18 protein-coding genes are annotated in these 16,606 nt (G+C 59.7%); 3 read left to right on the forward strand and 15 right to left on the reverse strand.

All coding sequences use genetic code 11. The features are described from left to right. The first annotated feature begins 21 nt into the window (after positions 1-21). A complete protein-coding gene (locus NSJP_RS04965; RefSeq protein WP_080885821.1) occupies positions 22-879 on the forward strand; it encodes a universal stress protein in 858 nt (285 codons plus the stop codon). A gap of 73 nt (positions 880-952) precedes the next feature. On the opposite strand, the gene NSJP_RS04970 is transcribed toward NSJP_RS04965, so the two are convergent. The 4 genes from NSJP_RS04970 to NSJP_RS04985 form a co-directional block, all read right to left on the reverse strand. After that, on the reverse strand, positions 953-1,330 hold the full coding sequence (locus NSJP_RS04970) for a c-type cytochrome (RefSeq protein ID WP_155969890.1): 378 nt from the start codon (positions 1,328-1,330) through the stop codon (positions 953-955). Between the two features lie 42 nt (positions 1,331-1,372). Next, a complete protein-coding gene (locus NSJP_RS04975) occupies positions 1,373-1,792 on the reverse strand; it encodes a c-type cytochrome (protein ID WP_172834171.1) in 420 nt (139 codons plus the stop codon). Positions 1,793-2,097: 305 nt separating this feature from the next. Then, the gene (locus NSJP_RS04980; protein WP_080885824.1) at positions 2,098-2,436 is read right to left on the reverse strand and encodes a hypothetical protein; all 339 of its coding nucleotides are present in this window, start codon (positions 2,434-2,436) and stop codon (positions 2,098-2,100) included. A gap of 34 nt (positions 2,437-2,470) precedes the next feature. Further along, positions 2,471-2,716: a DUF2934 domain-containing protein gene (locus tag NSJP_RS04985; protein WP_080885825.1), complete on the reverse strand. Its 246-nt coding sequence runs from the start codon at positions 2,714-2,716 to the stop codon at positions 2,471-2,473. 552 nt (positions 2,717-3,268) lie between these two features. On the opposite strand from NSJP_RS04985, the gene NSJP_RS04990 reads away from it, so the two are divergent. Then, the gene (locus tag NSJP_RS04990) at positions 3,269-5,899 is read left to right on the forward strand and encodes a GNAT family N-acetyltransferase (protein WP_231989493.1); all 2,631 of its coding nucleotides are present in this window, start codon (positions 3,269-3,271) and stop codon (positions 5,897-5,899) included. On the opposite strand, the gene NSJP_RS04995 is transcribed toward NSJP_RS04990, so the two are convergent. The 9 genes from NSJP_RS04995 to NSJP_RS05035 all read right to left on the reverse strand — a co-directional run bounded on the left by NSJP_RS04995 (position 5,883) and on the right by NSJP_RS05035 (position 13,126). After that, complete coding sequence (locus tag NSJP_RS04995) at positions 5,883-6,464, reverse strand: superoxide dismutase family protein (RefSeq protein ID WP_172834172.1); 582 nt, start codon at positions 6,462-6,464, stop codon at positions 5,883-5,885. The genes NSJP_RS04990 and NSJP_RS04995 overlap by 17 nt on opposite strands. Before the next feature lie 128 nt (positions 6,465-6,592). Further along, the gene (locus NSJP_RS05000; protein ID WP_172834173.1) at positions 6,593-7,999 is read right to left on the reverse strand and encodes a c-type cytochrome; all 1,407 of its coding nucleotides are present in this window, start codon (positions 7,997-7,999) and stop codon (positions 6,593-6,595) included. 32 nt (positions 8,000-8,031) lie between these two features. Next, positions 8,032-8,655 carry a c-type cytochrome gene (locus NSJP_RS05005; RefSeq protein WP_080885829.1) on the reverse strand — a complete coding sequence of 208 codons (624 nt, stop codon included), beginning with the start codon at positions 8,653-8,655 and terminating at the stop codon, positions 8,032-8,034. Positions 8,656-8,740: 85 nt separating this feature from the next. Then, positions 8,741-9,943: a sulfite oxidase gene (locus NSJP_RS05010; protein ID WP_080885830.1), complete on the reverse strand. Its 1,203-nt coding sequence runs from the start codon at positions 9,941-9,943 to the stop codon at positions 8,741-8,743. Further along, positions 9,940-10,356 (reverse strand): OsmC family protein, encoded by a 417-nt coding sequence (locus tag NSJP_RS05015; RefSeq protein WP_080885831.1) that lies wholly within the window; start codon positions 10,354-10,356, stop codon positions 9,940-9,942. The genes NSJP_RS05010 and NSJP_RS05015 overlap by 4 nt, the downstream gene beginning before the upstream one ends. A gap of 61 nt (positions 10,357-10,417) precedes the next feature. Continuing rightward, the gene (locus NSJP_RS05020; RefSeq protein ID WP_080885832.1) at positions 10,418-10,636 is read right to left on the reverse strand and encodes a YgaP family membrane protein; all 219 of its coding nucleotides are present in this window, start codon (positions 10,634-10,636) and stop codon (positions 10,418-10,420) included. Positions 10,637-10,844: 208 nt separating this feature from the next. Then, positions 10,845-12,050, reverse strand: coding sequence for an acetate/propionate family kinase (locus NSJP_RS05025; RefSeq protein WP_080885833.1), 1,206 nt, complete (start codon positions 12,048-12,050; stop codon positions 10,845-10,847). A 183-nt stretch (positions 12,051-12,233) separates the two neighbouring features. Continuing rightward, positions 12,234-12,722, reverse strand: a complete 489-nt coding sequence (locus NSJP_RS05030) for a DUF4149 domain-containing protein (RefSeq protein WP_080885834.1) — start codon at positions 12,720-12,722, stop codon at positions 12,234-12,236. A 134-nt stretch (positions 12,723-12,856) separates the two neighbouring features. Further along, positions 12,857-13,126, reverse strand: coding sequence for a hypothetical protein (locus NSJP_RS05035; RefSeq protein WP_080885835.1), 270 nt, complete (start codon positions 13,124-13,126; stop codon positions 12,857-12,859). A gap of 619 nt (positions 13,127-13,745) precedes the next feature. Between NSJP_RS05035 and NSJP_RS05040 the strand changes: the two genes are divergently transcribed. Further along, entirely contained in the window at positions 13,746-14,120 is a 375-nt protein-coding gene (locus NSJP_RS05040) for a cupredoxin domain-containing protein (RefSeq protein WP_155969893.1), read from the forward strand. 147 nt (positions 14,121-14,267) lie between these two features. Here NSJP_RS05040 and NSJP_RS05045 read toward each other — a convergent pair whose 3' ends face one another. Both NSJP_RS05045 and NSJP_RS05050 read right to left on the reverse strand, forming a co-directional pair. Then, entirely contained in the window at positions 14,268-15,437 is a 1,170-nt protein-coding gene (locus NSJP_RS05045; protein WP_080885837.1) for an ABC transporter permease, read from the reverse strand. Beyond that, positions 15,434-16,588, reverse strand: coding sequence for an ABC transporter permease (locus NSJP_RS05050; protein ID WP_080885838.1), 1,155 nt, complete (start codon positions 16,586-16,588; stop codon positions 15,434-15,436). Before NSJP_RS05050 ends, NSJP_RS05045 begins: the two co-directional genes overlap by 4 nt. Between the last annotated feature and the right edge of the window lie 18 nt (positions 16,589-16,606).

Below are 16,606 nucleotides of genomic sequence, written 5' to 3' on the forward strand. Positions count from 1 at the left end.
GGACAGCCGGAGGATGAGCATATGAAAGTCGTCATCGGTGTCGATTGGTCGGAAGAGGCATTTGCATCGGTTCGACAGGTGTTCGAGCTGTACCGTCCGACGGAAGTCACGCTCGTACACGGCATCGACTTGGGCATCTTCGAGTATCCCGTCCTGGCCCAAACGGCCAGCGTCCCCGGGTATGAAGACTTCGCCCGCGCCGTGACGGATGCAGGGCATCAGGTCCTGGATCGTGCCGCCGATCTGCTGCCGGATGGCCTCAACACGGTCAAGAAGATCAATGAGACGGGTCAGCCGGCGGAGCTGATTCGCCGATCAGCGATCACGATGCAGGCCGACCTGGTCGTGGTCGGCGCGCGGGGCCGCTCGAGGTTGACCGAAGTCTTCCTGGGAAGCGTGTCTCATCGCGTCGTCACACAGGCCGACCGGACGACGTTGATCGTGAAAGGCGCCGTCAAACCCGTGCGGCGTATCTTGGTGGCGGTTGAAGGGCAAGAGGATGCGGCCCGCATCGTGCCATGGCTGCAGGCACACCCGTTCGTGCATCCGGTGGAGGTCTGTGTATTGAATGTCCAGGAGCCGGTCCGCCCGGTGGATCCTTACCATACCGGGATTTTTCAGGATTGGGCGGCAGCCGAGAAGACCGCGGCTGAAGATGTGGTGAAAACCGTGGGGGCCGCGCTCGTGGCGAGTCATGGCTCGGTCAGCACCAGGGTGGCGACCGGCGACGTGGCGGAAACCATCGCCGCGGAAGCGCAGGACCGGGACCTGGTCGTGGTCTCGTCCCATGGTCGCCGCGGCGTCGATCGGCTGCTCATGGGCAGCGTTTCACATGCGATTTTGCACCGCGTGACCGGATCCGTGCTGGTTGTCCGTTGAGGCGTCCGCGCTCTGTCGAGACAGACTACCAGAAAATCCGAAGCTGAATCGGAATGATTGTCCGGCGGTTCGCTTATGGAAGACTCTTGAGCCAGGCCAGAATGTCGGCGATCTGCTCATCCGTCAGGGCATCCTTTAACGGCGGCATCATATGCCTCCCCTCTTGGACGGTTTTCCGGAAGGCCTGGCCGTTGGCGAGGATTGCGTTGCCCGCCAGGCGAGGGCCGATGTTGCCTCCTGCGTCCTTTCCGTGACAGACCACGCAACTGACATTGTAGAGCTCTTTCCCTCGCACGGCGTTTCCGTCAGGAGAGCTTGGAATGGTGCCTCGTTGTACGCTGCCATCTTGGGGACCGCCGGCGCTCGACTGCAAAACGTTGCCCTGGAGGATGGCCATTACCATAACGTATAGCGAGAGGACCCGTACGGCCGATGCACGATCAATTGACACGGTCTGATTCTCCCTACAGATTCCGCCGAATTAATCGAATCACTACGGTGTTGGAGTGCCTTCCTGCCGGAGGACCGCCAGATAGGCCAGCGTGTCGGCCAGTTCCTGATCGGTGATCCTTGTGTCCGGAAACATGCCTGTACCGGGATGCCCATTCCTGATGGCACTCGTCCGCTCTCGGTCGGTTTTCAACCGGAGTCTACTGGGGACACGGAGGTCGGCCGGCGGCGGATTGAGCTGGGCGATAAGCGCAGCCGTGTCGGCTTCAATGCGGGGTAACCTGTCGCGTCGTCCGTCGACGCCGTGACAATAGAAGCAGACCCCTTTTCCGTTGAACACAGCCTTGCCTGCCTGCGCCTGTCCCGCAGCCCTTTCCGTAGAACCGGGGCCGGCACCCCCCGATGCCGGTTGTGCCGAAGCGAAGCAAAGGACCGCTGCGCCCAACACAAGGAGTCGGACCACCCTCTGAACTCGGTGTAACCGGTTAGCCGTCCTTGCTTGTTTCATGCACGGTTCTTCTCTCTATTATGAGAACGCACTGCTCTCCGCCCGGAAGCGACATCCGCCGAGAGAGATTGCGCCGGCCCGGTGAACAGTCGGATCGTATGACCGGACCGGAGAGAACGACTCAATTCACGCATGCGTATGTACCCAACGGACGATATCCTGCTGCTGGCAGAGAACTGCTGAGACTCCGGCAATGGGGACATACCAGATGCAGGACCTCGCTCATTTCAAATACCATGGTCTCTGCACGGCTCCAAATTTTATTGCATCATCCCATGGGGCACGCTTCGTTGCATTTCCTGAGCATGCTGCTCCGCCGTGTCCGCCTCAGCCCGAAGGTGCTGAGCCATCTCACGCCAATGGGCAATCATCGCCTGGTCCGGGTTCTGCTGCTTGGCAAGCACGTCTGCTTCCAATTCTCTCCGGTGCGCCATCTCGCGCAATTCCGCTGCCAATCTCCGGTAATCGACGACGGCTCTCGCCGCTTCCTGTTGAGATGGACCGCCTCCACCCGTACTTGAGGTTGTCGTCTCGCAACCCCATAGGAAGCCGGTGCTGGCCAGCGCACAGGCTATCAGTATAGATTTTTGGTCCGTCATAAGTGTTTCCTCTGCACGTATTATGATCCTTTCCTTATGCTTGATGCTTGAGGACTTCACGTTCCGCGTCGAGCCAATCGTCGAGCGCATGCCCCTGCAGATAGCCTCGCTCAGCATGAATCTCATAGGCGCGCTTGGCGATGCGGACATGCAAGTCGTTGCCGGTGGGCGATACGGACTCGCCATGAATCGCTAACGATTTATCGGATATCAGCGGTGAACTGGTCGTAGAGGCCGAAACCTTCCGCGCCGGTTTTCCCTTGTCAACTCGGACTCTCATGGAAACCGTCCTTTCATTAACCTGAATGCGTACAACCGATTCGTCATGCACTCCCAATGCCACAACACTGGTCCATTGCCATGGATGGAAATCTTGGCCCAGGATTGGATCATATGCTTGGAGACATTAAGCGAAAGCGTTGGCAGCCTAATATGAGCATGGGAATCTCTGGGTCGCTGCAAGAGCTCGAGCCGACGTTGGGTCGGCCAACCTTGCCCGGATCAGTTTTCAGTATCTGTCTCGACCATAGGGTGTTGCATGTTGCCACGGTTCCTTTTCCTGACATGCGGAGTTCTGCGACAGGTTTCGCAATGCCTCTGTGGTCAAGGAGAAGAGCCGGGCGAGAAAGAGGGCTGCGAACTGGCATTCGCCGGTCCTTCATTGCCGGTTGAAACCGGATCGGCCGGCACCGTAAAAAGGATTGATATGAGACAAGTCCGGCCGCGTTATTCACCTCCATTGATGTCTGACCAGGGAGAATCTGGTTCACTGATCCTTCGCGATGGCACGACTGCGTCGATTCGTCTCTCCACCCTGTCGGATGCGGTTTCGATGCAACGGTTTGTCGAGCAGCTATCGCCGGAGGCGAGGCGGCATCGTTTTTTTTCTGAGGGAATCCCGCAAAGCAGCCTCGTCGATGCACTATGCGACTCTTCCGATTCCCACTCGCAGCTCACGCTCATTGTCACGCGGCAATGGGGAGACGTGCCGCGCATCATCGCCGCAGGCTCATACTGGTCGAAGGATGAACAGACCGTGGAGGTGGCAATGGCCGTGCTTGATGAGTTCCATGGAAAGGGGTTGGGTACATTGCTCCTGGAACGACTCGCCTTGCTGGCCATCCGGCACGGATTCACCCGTTTATGGGCGGTTACCCATACCGACAATCTAGCCATGAGGGAGGTATTCCGGGAATCGGGGTTTACGAGCAGGGAGTTCTATGAAAGCGGCGATATGGAAGTCGAGTTGTCGTTGATTCCGACGGAGACAACCGTAACCCGTGCGGAAGTGCGGGAGCGTCTCGCCGCCACCGCGTCGCTTAGACCGTTCTTTCACCCGCGCTCAGTGGCAGTCATCGGTGCATCGCGAGATCCGCAGAGTATTGGATTCCGAATGCTTGAAGCGCTGGTCCTCAATCGCTTTCGCGGTCCCATCTACCCCGTGAATCCGAGTGCGGCCGAGATCATGGGCATTCCCGTCTCTCCCTCAATCCGTGCCGTCGCCGAGCCGGTTGATCTGGCCGTCGTGGCCGTGCCGCGGGACGTCGTATTGTCCGTCGTCGAAGATTGCGCGGCCAACGGCATCCGCGCGCTGGTTGTCATCACGGCCGGCTTTGCGGAGATTGGAGCGGACGGCGCGGCGCTCCAGGCCAAATTGGTGGAACACGTGCGTCGGCACGGCATGCGCCTGGTCGGTCCCAATTGCTTTGGCTTGTTGAACACGGATCCGAGCGTCCGGCTGAATGCCACGTTCGCGTCCCTGTTCCCTGCTCCGGGTTGCGTGGCGTTGTCATCACAAAGCGGAGCGATTGGTATAGCCACGCTGGCAGCGGCGCGGCGGTTCCACGTCGGAGTTTCTTCTTTTGTCAGCGTAGGCAACAGGGCCGACGTCTCCACCAACGATCTCCTTCAATATTGGGAAGAAGACCCCGCCACGGATGTGATTCTCCTGTACATGGAGTCGTTCGGAAATCCCCGTCGTTTCGCGCGCATCGCGCGGCGTGTCGGCCGCCGTAAACCGATCGTGGCCGTCAAGGCCGGTCGAACTGCTTCCGGGCGGCGTGCAGCCCTATCCCATACCGCATCGCTCGCCGCCAGTGATGTCGCTGTCGGGGCCTTGTTTCACCAGGCTGGCGTAATCCGCGCCGAGACGCTCGACGAGATGCTGATGCTGGCCGGCGGTTTGGCGGCGCAACCATTGCCGTCCGGCCGGCGGGTGGGGATCATCACGAATGCGGGGGGGCCAGCTATCCTTTGTACCGATGCGTGTGAAGCCGGTGGCTTGATCGTTCCGGAGTTGCCCGCCCAGACGAGAAGGAAGCTCGCGGCATTTCTTCCGGAGATCGCGGCTCTGAGCAATCCGGTCGATCTTATCGCATCGGCCACGCCAGCGCAGTACGCCCAGGCGATCGAAGCGGTGCTGGCTGCGGATGAGATCGATGCTCTCATCATCCTCTACACATCGGTGACCGACGCGGATACGGCTGGAATCGCCCAAGGAATCCAGAGCGGGATCGCGGGCGCACGCAAGACCGGAACGAGAAAACCGGTGTTTATCGGATGGATGGCGGAAGGAGATTCGGGCCGTGTATTTTCCGTTTCCACGGAAACGATCCCGACCTATGCCTTGCCGGAAAGCCCGGCGCGAGTCCTCGGCAAGGCGACGGCGTATGCGGAGTGGCGTCAACAGCCGGACGGGATGATTCAGGACTTTGACGACATAGATCTTTCAGCCGCGCGGCGCATCTGTTCCGCCGCATCAGCGGAACGCCTTACCGGCTGGTTGACGACGGAAGAGACCAGGAACCTGTTGAACGCACTAAGACTTCCCGTTCAGCCGGGTGGAATCGCCCGTACAGCCGACGAGGCCGTGCGGCTCGCCGCACAAACCGGTTATCCGGTCGCCGTCAAACTTGCCTCGCATCAGATCGTGCATAAAACGGAGTTCGGAGGCGTCAAACTGAATCTGGCCGATGAATGGGCGGTTCGGAGCGCCTTTCATTCGATCAACGACCGTGTCGCGCAATCGGGTCAGTCAAAGACAATGGAAGGAGTCTTGGTGCAACCCATGGTCACCGGCGGTGTGGAAGTCATGGTGGGCGTGGCGGACGATCCGGTGTTCGGCGCTTTGGTCGCGTTTGGCCTCGGCGGCATTCACGTCGAAATCCTCAAGGACGTCCAATTCCGCATTACGCCTCTTACGGATCGCGACGCGCATGAGATGGTCCGTGGCATCAAAGGGTATCGGCTGCTCACCGGCTATCGGGGACATCCGCCGGCCGACCTGGAAGCTATCGAAGATCTCCTGCTCCGCATCTCCCGTCTCGTGGAAGAAATTCCGGAGATCAGGGACCTCGATCTGAATCCGATCTTCGCGTTGCCGCCTGGACAGGGGTGCCGGATTGTGGACGCCCGGATACGCGTGGAGCCGCTGTCTGCCTCTTCTTTTACCTCTCCAATGTAATCACGCCGCAAGCAATCCGAGGCCCGCCCGGCGCGTCCTTCGTGGGCGGATCAGGCAAGAACTTGTCTTCCAATCCATGGATGACGATTGCGCTGCCGTCAGCGTCGAGCAGGGTGGTCAGACCGGGACTGAGCGTCACCCGGCTGGTTATCGTATACAGCCGGCCCTTCCGTCCGTCGTCGATCACGATGTTCGGCAGGTCGCCCAGATGATAAGGATGATTCCCCAAGCCCGGCGCCACTGAGGCCTCCGGATTGACCTGCGGGTCGACGGTGCCGTCGTAATGACCCTTGGCGGCGGTGAACGGATCGCAGGCTCCGGTCTCGTGGATGTGCAGGGCATGCCGTCCCGGTGTCAGCGCGCTGTCGGCCGTGCCCTCGAGCTTCAGCTTGATCCGGATGCGACCTTCATATTCTTGATAGAGATGGGCTTCGCCGGTGATGCCGTGACCGGCAATCGCGGCTTTGGCATGGAGCTTCTGTTCCAGCTTGCCCGTGTGATGATGTGCACAGCCTCCGAGCAGAAGGCCGATGGCAACGGCGGTTCCGGTGGTTTTCACGTTCATGGTGTCCTCCTTCCGACTTTCGAAGACGCTGGCTGGTGATTGCGACGCATCCATCGATGTGGGGTCCTTCTGCCGTTCATAGCGCATTCCTGTCTCCGGTGCCCCTCGGTGAACACCTTGTCCATCATTCATTTCGCCAGGCTTCGAATGTAATGGATCAATTGCCAGACTTGATCGTCCGGGAGTGCCGTGAACGACATCATGCCGGTTCCCGGCGAGCCGTTCTTAATGATCCAGAATAACTGGCCGTCCGGCAGGTCTTTCATCATCGCGCCGCACGTGAAGTTGCGCGGGGATGGTACGAGCGCGGCGCCCATGAAACCATTTCCGTCGCCCAGTTCGCCGTGACACATGGCGCAGGCGACCGGCTGTGCGGTCTTGAGGAACAGCGTTTTTCCGGCATTGATCATGTCGGATGAGGCGGGGATCGGATTGGTCTTGGAGAGGATGCCGTCCGGCGCCTTGACGGTCTTTCGAGGCTGTACGCAGGCGTCACCTTGGCTGCCGCTCGTCGCCGCGGCGAGGTCCGGCGCTCCTTTGAACGTCGCCTTCAAGTAGGCGATGACGTCCGCCACGCCTTGCTGGCCGATCGTCAGATTCCAATAAGGCATGCTCGGAGATTTGCCCATGGCTGCGCCCCCATGATTGATCACGTTGTAGAGATAGTCTATGGGTAGTTTCTCGAACGGGATATTCGCATGGATCGCCGGCTTCGGTTCCAGTCCGGAGGCGGCGGGGCCGTCCCCCTTACCGGTGACACCGTGGCACTGGGCACAATATTCCTTATAGACCTGCTTGCCGCGATCAACGCTCGCATCGGCGAATTCTCGGCTCGTCCAGGGTTCGTAATATACAAAATCTTTGACTCCTTGCACCGCCAGGTATCCGATCACCGCCCGCAGTTGAGGATCGGTCGCATCGGCGAGAAATTCCCCGGTGTGGATGATGAAGTCCTGCGGATTCTGTCCGAACCGATAGAGCCAATCCGCATTATATCGCTGGCCGGCATTCTGGAGCGCGGTGCTTTGAGGGCCGCCGATGAGTTTCCCGTTTTCTTCGATCGTATGGCATCCGAGGCAGGCGTGCGCCTTATAGGCCATGCCGCCGAACGTCATCTCGAACTTGCTCACCTTCGAGGCATCGAAGGCACCGACCTTCACGCGCGGATCTTTATTGTGCTGTTCGAAGTAATCCGCCATGGCATTCGCGTCGGTCTCGCTGACGATCGGGTGTTTCATCGCTCCTTCGTTGAGGTCCCAGCGATAGCCTTTCGCGTAAAGCGGTGCTTCCTTGCCGGTCAGCCACCGGATCAGCCAGGGGCGTTGATACTTGCTGCCGGCCCAGATCAGGTCCGGCGCCCTGAGAATGAAGCGGGACTCGGCTGTGCCTTGCAGCCGGTGGCATCCCACGCAGGCTTGCTCGATCAATTCCTTGGCGCGCTGGTGATCGCTTCCGAAAAGCAACCTGGGAGTTGAGATCAGACCCACCAGGACGAATACCACACCGCTGATCAGCATCCCGCGTGTTGCGCGCATAGTTCGACCCCCTTTCGATGCCGCACCGTTCATCACGACGGTTCCCTTGCCGACAGCCAGGCATGGACATCCGCGATGTCCTGCTGGCTGAGTACCGAGCTCCAGGCCGGCATCGGGCCTCGACCGTGCAAGACCGTCTCCCAAAAGAGGTCCTCATGCTTGAGAATGGGATTGCCCGCCAGCTTCGGTCCCATGCCTCCACCCGCGCCGGCGCCGTGGCAGGCTTGGCAATTGAGTTCGAAGATCCCGGCGCCTCGCTGCGCCACGCCGACCAGCGGACCGTCGGTCCGAGTTTCCTGGGTCAGCGGTTCGGCAGCCCCCAGTTCGATCGGCGCGAGCCGTTCCGGAGCGCCGGGGTGGTACCGGGCTGAGAGATAACGCACGAGCAGGTCCGCCTCATCCCGTGAGATCTGCGCGCCCCAGTGGTTCATCTTTTCGACGATGGCCACCCATCGTTCGCGCGGGAGCCGCTGCTGCGCAATGAGCTCCTCACTGTGACAGACGGTGCAGCGGGCGACGATCAGCCCTTCAGCCCGAGGGGCCAGGGCGACGGCAATCGAGTACCCGTCGTCTTCCTGCGCTCGGATGACTGCAGTAAAAGCCGCGAAGCCGGCGATCATGACGAACCATGCGGCTCGCCGTTTGTTACGCGTCATATGTATCCACCTCACGGGTATTCTGATCTTCACCGGTCTTCCTCACGAGGGGACGGACGCCACGCGCCGACGTGAAAGGAAGGTGTCAGCCCCCGACCGTCACGGTCACCCGATCCCAGCCGTTCCAGAGAAATCCCCCGGGATTCCACGGGGAGGCAAGCGGCTGTACCGTTCCCGTCTCGTCCGTCGCCCTGCAGAGGATCGAAACGGGACCGGGCGCGCGCGGGGTCCACACCAGCTGCCATTGTCGCCACGCGTACGGGTGCTCTTCCCCGACGAAGCGGGCCGTTTGCCAGTTTTTCCCTTCGTCAAGGGAGACCTCCACCGAGAGAATCTTGGATTCTCCGCCCCAGGCTGCGCCTTGAATCATGACTGGAGCCAAGGGCACGGTGGCGCCTTCCGGCGGCGCGGCGATCAGCGACTTCACCACCATCGCTTCGACCGGTCTGGTCCTGTCACTCTCTCCTGCCATTGCCGGCTCAATCGGATCCAGCGGAAGACGATAGGCCGTCCGCATGTAATAACCGTCCGATTCCTCCGACAGCAGGGTGATGTCAGTCAGCCACTTCGTACAGGAATCCGCCATCCAACCCGGCGTGATGACCCGGAGTGGTGCGCCGTGCAGGAGCGGCAGCGGCCGCCCGTTCATCTCGTATGCGAGCAGCGTGTCAGGATGGAGTGCTTTTCCCAACGGAATGCTTCGCGTGAACAGCGGCACCGACGGGACGGGAGGTCGATCCGCGCCTTGGAACTGCACGTGACGTGCATTCTTGCGGATGCCGGCCTGCCGGAGTATGCCGCGCAGCCGCACCCCGGTCCATTGCGCGTTGCCGACTGCTCCCCGTTCCCACTGCACACCGGGGATGCGCGGCCGGTAAAATGCGCGGCCGTTTCCGCTGCATTGCAACACCGCGGTCACGGTCACGGCCTCCATCTGCCTGATGTCCCCAAGGGTCAGCTCTTTGGCTGCTTCGACCAAGCCATCGATACGGAGCCTCCACTCGGCTTCAGCGATGCGCTCGGGGGGAGGACCGAAATGACTCCGCACGAAGAAACGATGGTTTGGAGTGAAAAAGGAGACGAACTCGCGGGCCGGGGTTTCGGCATCGAACGGCCGGGTCACGCGGATCGTGAGCGGTCCGGTATCTCTGGGTATGTCACCGACTTCGCCGGCCGCGGCGGATTTGAGCCGTGTCTCGGCCAAAAGTCTCGCTGCGGCGATGCCGGCCAGCAGCCGCTTCAACCAGGTTCGACGCGAAACGATTGAGTCCGATCCGCCAAGACTCATAATATTGCCTTGTCTTGACTTGCTTGGTGCAATGCGATGTCGATTTGAGGTCCGGTCACGATTGATTGATGCACCGTGCAGCGCTGCGCCGTCTTAAGGAGCCGCTCCTTCAGTTCGGGCGGCACGGGATGCGGAAGATGCACGGCCAGCCTAATGCGTCCGACGCGATGCGGTCCTTCCTCTGTCGCCCATTCGGTCTCGACGGTCAATCCTTCCCGTGGAATTTCGTGTCGCGCGCAGAAGCGCCCGACAAAATATGCGACACAAGCGGCGATCGAACCGACGAACAGTTCCACCGGGCTCATGCCGGCGTCTTCGCCCCCGTCCAGCACCGGCTGATCCGTTACGACATGATGCCGGCCGCTGGTGATGTCGTACCGCAGGCCTCCTCGGTAGGTCGCGCGTAATTTCATGGTCTGGACTGCCCCCTTAGTCCGGTTTCCGGTACAAGCATGCGGCCGATGCGATGCGTCCCTAGTGCTTCGCCGTCGGATTAGTCGCGCAAGTATTGAAACCCAGCACTGCCCACAGAGGGCAGAATCTGACCGCTCCGGTGACCAATGCAATGGTTCCCACGACGAGCGCCGCCCCCGTCTCTACCGGAGACAACTCAGCAAAGGCTCCGATCCCCAACAATAAGACTCCCAGCAGAATCCGTATGGATCGTTCCACGGTTCCCACGTTGCATGGCATCGTGCACCTCCTTTTACATTCTCAGTTGGGTCTGAGTCGCTTTCGATCAGAAGGATTCATCAGGTTGAAGCTGCGACGATTGTGCCAGCCCGGAGGGTCAGGAGGACGAGGAGGTTCTCGGTCTGATGGGGTTAAATTCCCCAGGAGAGCGTGCAATCGCGACGCAAGATGCCACAGTGCCTGATAACAGAATTTCGCGCAGTCTCTCTCACTCCATGCCCAACAGTTCGTGGACCGACCGGGCGATTTCAGTCTCCTCGTCGGTGGGAATCAGGCGCACGGTCACTTGCCCGTCCTGTCTGGACAGGACCGGTTCGCCGGCCTGGTTCCGCCGCGGATCGATCGTGATCCCCAGGAATTCCATGCTCTCGCAGATTCGCGCGCGTACCGGCGCCGCATGCTCACCGATGCCGCCGCTGAAGACCAGCGTGTCCAACCCGCCCAACGTTGCAGCCAAGGCTCCGACCGCCTTCCTGGCGTGGTAACAGAACAGGGCGACCGCTTCGGCGGCTCGGGGATCGCGCGCTTCCTGCGCCAATAAGTCCCGCATGTCCGGGCTCAGTTCGGATACACCGAGGAGCCCCGATTCTGCATTGACCATGCGGTGGAACCGCTCCACGTCCATGCCTTCCGTCCGTGCCAGGTATGCGATGATTCCGGGATCCAGATCGCCTGAGCGCCGACTCATCGGCAGACCCGAGGTCGGGGTGAATCCCATCGTGGTCTCGATGCTCCTGCCTCGCCTGACCGCCGTCATGCTGGCGCCATTGCCAAGGTGAGCCAGGATGATCCGGCCGTCCGCCTCTCCGGTCTTCCCGACACGCGTCAATTCCCTCATCAAAAAGGCACAGGACAGACCGTGAAATCCGTATCGGCGCAGCCCCTGCGCGTCATAGCGCCTTGGGATCGGAAGGAGCGCAGCGACGCGGGGGAGATCATGATGGAACGCCGTGTCGAAACAGGCCGCTTGAAAGAGCCCGGGACACCGTCGGCCCACCGCTTCGATCAAGGAGATTTCCGACGGCAGGTGCTCAGGATCGTATGGACTGATCCGCCGCAACTCCGCCAGCATGTCCGGCGTCACGCGTTCGGGTCGACTATAGGTCACGCCGCCGTGGACGACACGATGGCCGACCGCGCGAATATTGCCGAGACCGACCGCCTGCTCCAGCCAGTGCATGAGCAAATCCATGCCGGCCGCATGGTCGGGAACGGCGAGCGTCCGGCTCTCAGGCTTTTTCGTCGTACCGGAGACGACGGTCATTAGGCTGTCCGGGAACCCGATCCGGCTGAACAGGCAACGAACCATCGAGACCGGAGGATTCTCGTCGCGAAACAAGGCGACCTTGAGACTGGAAGAGCCTCCGTTGACCGTCAAAATGAAGGGGCCGGGACCGAATGCCGTTTGTGCCATGACATGATTAGATGAGATGTCTAGGGTCCTGTCTCAAGCCACCCTTAACATCATAGGAATCCGCGAAGGAATAGGCAATTGCTTCGGAACGAACGCATCGTCCCTTCGACGATCTTTTTCCGGGACAGGAAGACTGCTTGCTAGTACTGAAACGGCTTGGAGCGGAGGACCCTGTCGAACCGTCTAGATGCTGCGGGCTAATATGGCTGCGGCCACTAGTACCGCGAGTGCGATCAGAAGTGCAAGGCGTGGAACCACCCTCGACACGCTCAAGAGGAACAGATCCTGCGCCGTTCTAGTCGCAACCGGTTGCGATCCGATGCGGAGGACGCGGGGACCAAGAACAAGGTCGTGCAACAGGGTGAATAGAAGGAGCAGGCCGACGAGCGTGAGTTTCACGAGGAGAACGGACGGCCAGGTCGACGGATCCATGATGGACAGTCCCCTGATTTCCAGGAGCAGTGGACCGGTGCCGAGGAGGATCACGATCGCCAGCCGGACCATGGAGCGAAAGCGCCGCGCAGCCGCGCTGAATAACAGCCTGAAGGAGGATGGATCGTGGGTCTGCCGCAATAGAGGCGCCAGGATCAACGACAGGAACAGCATTCCGCCTATCCATAAGACAGCCGCGAGGATATGAAGGGAGATGAGGGGCAGCCAGGCGATGGACATCAAGAATTATGGCGCAATGTGACAACAGAGATTTTCGAGTGTGATGCTGCTGAACCGGCTCCGGACCATACGTGATTTTCGATCGATCCTCAAGAATCGAGCAATCCGGTATCGTCGGACTGATTGATCGCGCCTCACCCTTTGTCCATGATGGCCTTCAGATCTTCTCCGGTCATGACTTCCTGCTCCAGAAGAAGCCTGGCCCCTTCGTGCAAGGCGGACCGCGTTCCGGCGAGGAGCCGCTTGACGCGCGCATATTGTTCATCGATGATCCGACGGACTTCGCAATCGATTTCCCGCGCGATTTTCTCGGAATACTCGCCCTTTTCAGCGGGGGCTTGGATCTGCATGAATTGCGGCCGCCGTTCTTGTTCCAGTGTCACGGTGCCGATCTTTTCGCTCATGCCGTAGGCCAAATTGAAAAAGAGACTTTCTTATTCATCCGGCGGTTCCTTAGTACTTGCGATCCACGGACGAATGGGTCGGAGTGGGACGCTTCGGCTCCCGCCGCTAGTGATAAGATAGGCTACTGTAGCTGATCGAATCTATAGTTCATGGTGAAGACCGTGATCCCCGCGCGAAATCCCGGCTCCCCCACATCAATTCTTCGACCCTGTTTGCACCGGGAAATTGGCCACATATCACCATTGGCTGACTGTCGCAGAAGGCGACAGCAGCGGACCGATACCGATCCTAAACAGGCGGCATCTTCATATGACACTGCCATCAAGGATTCTTTCTATGCCGGGTTACGACAGGGCGTTTGCAAATGCGGTTTGAATGGAGCGAAGCGTTATTCAGGCATCTCTGTTGCACGAATGAAACTACAGACGGGAACGGAACCGGAGCGATGGCCGGACCGCTGCGAATCTGACCCGGAGGTCCAATCAACCCAAGGAGGTCGCTATGAAGGTCCGGGTGGGATCACGTAAGAGTTTGATGAGGTGTTTATGCGGAGGAGCGGTTGCGCTGGCTGCGGTCGGGACGGCAGCGGTCCCCGCTGCTCAGGCTGCAGATCCGGAAATGAAGATCGAGGTCACGATATCGGACAAAGGATACAATGTGAAGGGTCACACGATGCCGGGTTCGCTGACGGCGATTGTGGTTCGGAACGAGGGATCGATGACTCACGGGATAAGTTCCCCGCTGTTCAAGTCTGGCGTTGTGAAGAAAGAAGGGGCGGGGGTGGAAATCAGAGGGGAAAAGGGAAAAGGATTCAGAGCCTACCATCTGGAGCCGGGACAGACCATGACGTTGTACTTCCAGAAGGAGACTCACCCGGATCCAGGGACTGGAATCAGCGAAACAATGCAGGTCCCCTTCTGGTGTGACATCCACCAGCACATGAAAGGGGAGTTCTTAGTTGTCGAGACAAGAGGTGAAGTCGGCGGCGGCTAGGCTGTGCGGAATGTTGGTTAGGGGTGAGGTTGCATGGCCTCAAGGCCATGCAACCTCTAAAATATGCGTTCCCGAACGCGATTGACTACGAGACCGCTGCAGAACCCTTAGACAATCGACCCCGTCAGGAGGTCCTGCTCGGCGAGTTCAATCGAATTGTTTTCTGAATCGCCACATCCCGAAGACGAATAGTCCCCCGCCTAACAGAGCCATGGTCCCCACGGACTTCCAAAGAACGTCTAACCCCGCGCCCTTTAAGAGAACACCGTAGGTGATGTCGATGTAGTACCGAAGCGGCGAGACGGCCATGACCGTTTGCACCCACTTGGGCATGGATTCGTATGGAGTCGTGATGCCGGACAACAACATCATCGGCCCCACGAGAAACAGCGCGATCATGCCGACCTGGGCCTGGTTTCTCGTCACCGTGGCGGCGACCAGACCGAATCCCGAGGTGGTAAACACGTGCAGGCCTGTGAGGAGGAAGAAGAGCCAGGCCGGTCCCTTTATTGGCACATGAAACACCGGCCGCAGCACGCCGTATACCGCGATGGATGCGCAGAGGAGGATGACTCCGGTCATGGCCAGGACCTTTGACAGCATGATTTGAACAGGGGAAAGAGGCGCGACGAGCAGCTGCTCGAGGGTGCCCCGCTCTTTCTCTCGGACTAGGGCTACCGCGGGCAAGAGAACGGCGAATACCGTGATTGTACGCAATAGATGAGAGATGGACTGGAACCATGTCTCGTCCTGGTTCGGGTTAAACCACACGCGATGGGCGCTCACGATCATGGGTACGGAGGACGGCGTCGAGCCAAGGCCGACGGACGCAAATCCGACTTCGGAGCCGAATCGACTCACGATTTGCGCTGCATAGCCGGCAGCCGACAAGCCCTGTGGTGCATTGGTCGTATCCACGAGCAGTTGCACGGCCGTGGCTTCCCGGCCAGCCAGGGCCTCATGAAATCTGGGCGGAATGTCCAATAGCACCATGGTCGTTCCCTCATCCATGTGCCGACGCCCCTCTCGCGGATCGGCGATTTCCCCCCTAAATCGAAAATAGGGCTGCTGGAAGCGGTGAATCAGTTCGCGCGAAGACAGGCTGTGATCGGCGTCATGCACCATCAGGTCGGCGTTCCGCAGTTGCATAGTCAGCCCCACGCCGCTTACATAAACGGAGAAGGAAAACGAATACAGCAGAAACACGAGCAGCGGAATGTCCCGCCCCAGTTGCCGCACTTCCTTTTGAGTCATGGCTGCAAGGCGACGCCACCATCTAACCGTGCGATGTGCGTCCGTTCGGATGTCCCCAGTCATGCCTTCGGCCTCTTCGAAAACAAGTGATAGGTAATGAGCCCGATCACAACCGCGAAGATCGCCAGTGCCCCCACGTCAGGCCACAAGACGTCCAAGCCGACTCCTTTCAGAAAACTTCCCCGCACGATGTCCGTGTAAAACATTCCGGGGAAAATATGCGCTTGGACCCGCGCTCCTCGACTCAACGAAGCGACGGGCACGAGCAGGCCGGAAAAGAGAATGGTAGGCAGGATGGCCACGACCATTGTAATGATCAAGGCCGCCATTTGTGTTTGCACGAGCAACGAGATAAGCAGGCCGATTCCCGTCGTGCAGAGGACGAAGAAGACCGACGCGGAGTAGAAAAACAGGAGGCTCCCCTTGAACGGAACCTGAAACAGCAGAACGGCCATTAGCCACAACATTCCGACATTGAACAGGGAGATCGCGATGTAAGGCAGGAGCTTGCCGGCGAGGAACTCCGTGCGGCTCACGGTGGAGCTATAAATGTTGTAGATCGAGCCGGTTTCCTTTTCCCGTACGATGCCCAGCGCGGTGAGGAGCGGCGAGGCGAGCATCAGCGTGAACATGACGAGCGCCGGCACCGTCGACCAACTGCTGCGGACTTCTTCATTGTAGAGATACCGGATCTCCAAGGCGATGGGACGCACGGCTCTCCTGGCCTCCGCCCGCGCCACCCCGCGGAGCTTGCTGACGTATTCGCTCACGAGGTCTTCGCCGAACGCCTGATTGATGGCGACGATGTAGCCCTTTGCAATATCCGTCTGAAGCGGAAATGTGCCGTCAAGGAATGTCTGAACGGAAACCGTTTCTCCTCCGGAAAGCTGTTCTTGAAACCGTTCGGGCACGATGATCGCCGCTCGGATCTTCGTCTCAGTCAGCAGCCGGTCGAGATCCTGCATGTCGGCGACATGGCCGCGATACGAGAAATAGCGAGATTGCATGAACCGATAGATATAGTCACGGCTCATCTGACTATGGTCGTGGTCGATCACTGCAAACGGGATGTTCTCGACATCCATGACCAGGCCGTAGCCGAACACCACCAGCCACAGCACGGGCATGAGGAAGGCCAGTCCAAGGAACAACCGGTCCCTGGTCGTTTCCTTCCACTCTTTGACCGCGACGGCTCTGACGCGACGCAGATTCATGGTATGAAGCGGTGGTCT

The sequence above is a fragment of the Nitrospira japonica genome, from assembly GCF_900169565.1.
In the GTDB taxonomy this organism is placed as follows: Bacteria; Nitrospirota; Nitrospiria; order Nitrospirales; family Nitrospiraceae; genus Nitrospira_C; species Nitrospira_C japonica_A.

Excerpts from the sequence above, each read along its gene's own strand:
- NSJP_RS04990 (WP_231989493.1), top strand. The coding sequence starts at position 3,269 with ATGCAACGGTTTGTCGAGCAGCTATCGCCGGAGGCGAGGCGGCATCGT.
- NSJP_RS05020 (WP_080885832.1), bottom strand. The coding sequence starts at position 10,636 with ATGCCATGCAACGTGGGAACCGTGGAACGATCCATACGGATTCTGCTG.
- NSJP_RS05035 (WP_080885835.1), bottom strand. The coding sequence starts at position 13,126 with ATGAGCGAAAAGATCGGCACCGTGACACTGGAACAAGAACGGCGGCCG.
- NSJP_RS05005 (WP_080885829.1), bottom strand. The coding sequence starts at position 8,655 with ATGACGCGTAACAAACGGCGAGCCGCATGGTTCGTCATGATCGCCGGC.
- NSJP_RS05015 (WP_080885831.1), bottom strand. The coding sequence starts at position 10,356 with ATGAAATTACGCGCGACCTACCGAGGAGGCCTGCGGTACGACATCACC.
- NSJP_RS05010 (WP_080885830.1), bottom strand. The coding sequence starts at position 9,943 with ATGAGTCTTGGCGGATCGGACTCAATCGTTTCGCGTCGAACCTGGTTG.
- NSJP_RS04980 (WP_080885824.1), bottom strand. The coding sequence starts at position 2,436 with ATGACGGACCAAAAATCTATACTGATAGCCTGTGCGCTGGCCAGCACC.
- NSJP_RS05040 (WP_155969893.1), top strand. The coding sequence starts at position 13,746 with ATGAAGATCGAGGTCACGATATCGGACAAAGGATACAATGTGAAGGGT.
- NSJP_RS05045 (WP_080885837.1), bottom strand. The coding sequence starts at position 15,437 with ATGACTGGGGACATCCGAACGGACGCACATCGCACGGTTAGATGGTGG.
- NSJP_RS05030 (WP_080885834.1), bottom strand. The coding sequence starts at position 12,722 with ATGTCCATCGCCTGGCTGCCCCTCATCTCCCTTCATATCCTCGCGGCT.
- NSJP_RS04965 (WP_080885821.1), top strand. The coding sequence starts at position 22 with ATGAAAGTCGTCATCGGTGTCGATTGGTCGGAAGAGGCATTTGCATCG.
- NSJP_RS05050 (WP_080885838.1), bottom strand. The coding sequence starts at position 16,588 with ATGAATCTGCGTCGCGTCAGAGCCGTCGCGGTCAAAGAGTGGAAGGAA.
- NSJP_RS04985 (WP_080885825.1), bottom strand. The coding sequence starts at position 2,716 with ATGAGAGTCCGAGTTGACAAGGGAAAACCGGCGCGGAAGGTTTCGGCC.
- NSJP_RS05000 (WP_172834173.1), bottom strand. The coding sequence starts at position 7,999 with ATGCGCGCAACACGCGGGATGCTGATCAGCGGTGTGGTATTCGTCCTG.
- NSJP_RS05025 (WP_080885833.1), bottom strand. The coding sequence starts at position 12,050 with ATGGCACAAACGGCATTCGGTCCCGGCCCCTTCATTTTGACGGTCAAC.
- NSJP_RS04995 (WP_172834172.1), bottom strand. The coding sequence starts at position 6,464 with ATGAACGTGAAAACCACCGGAACCGCCGTTGCCATCGGCCTTCTGCTC.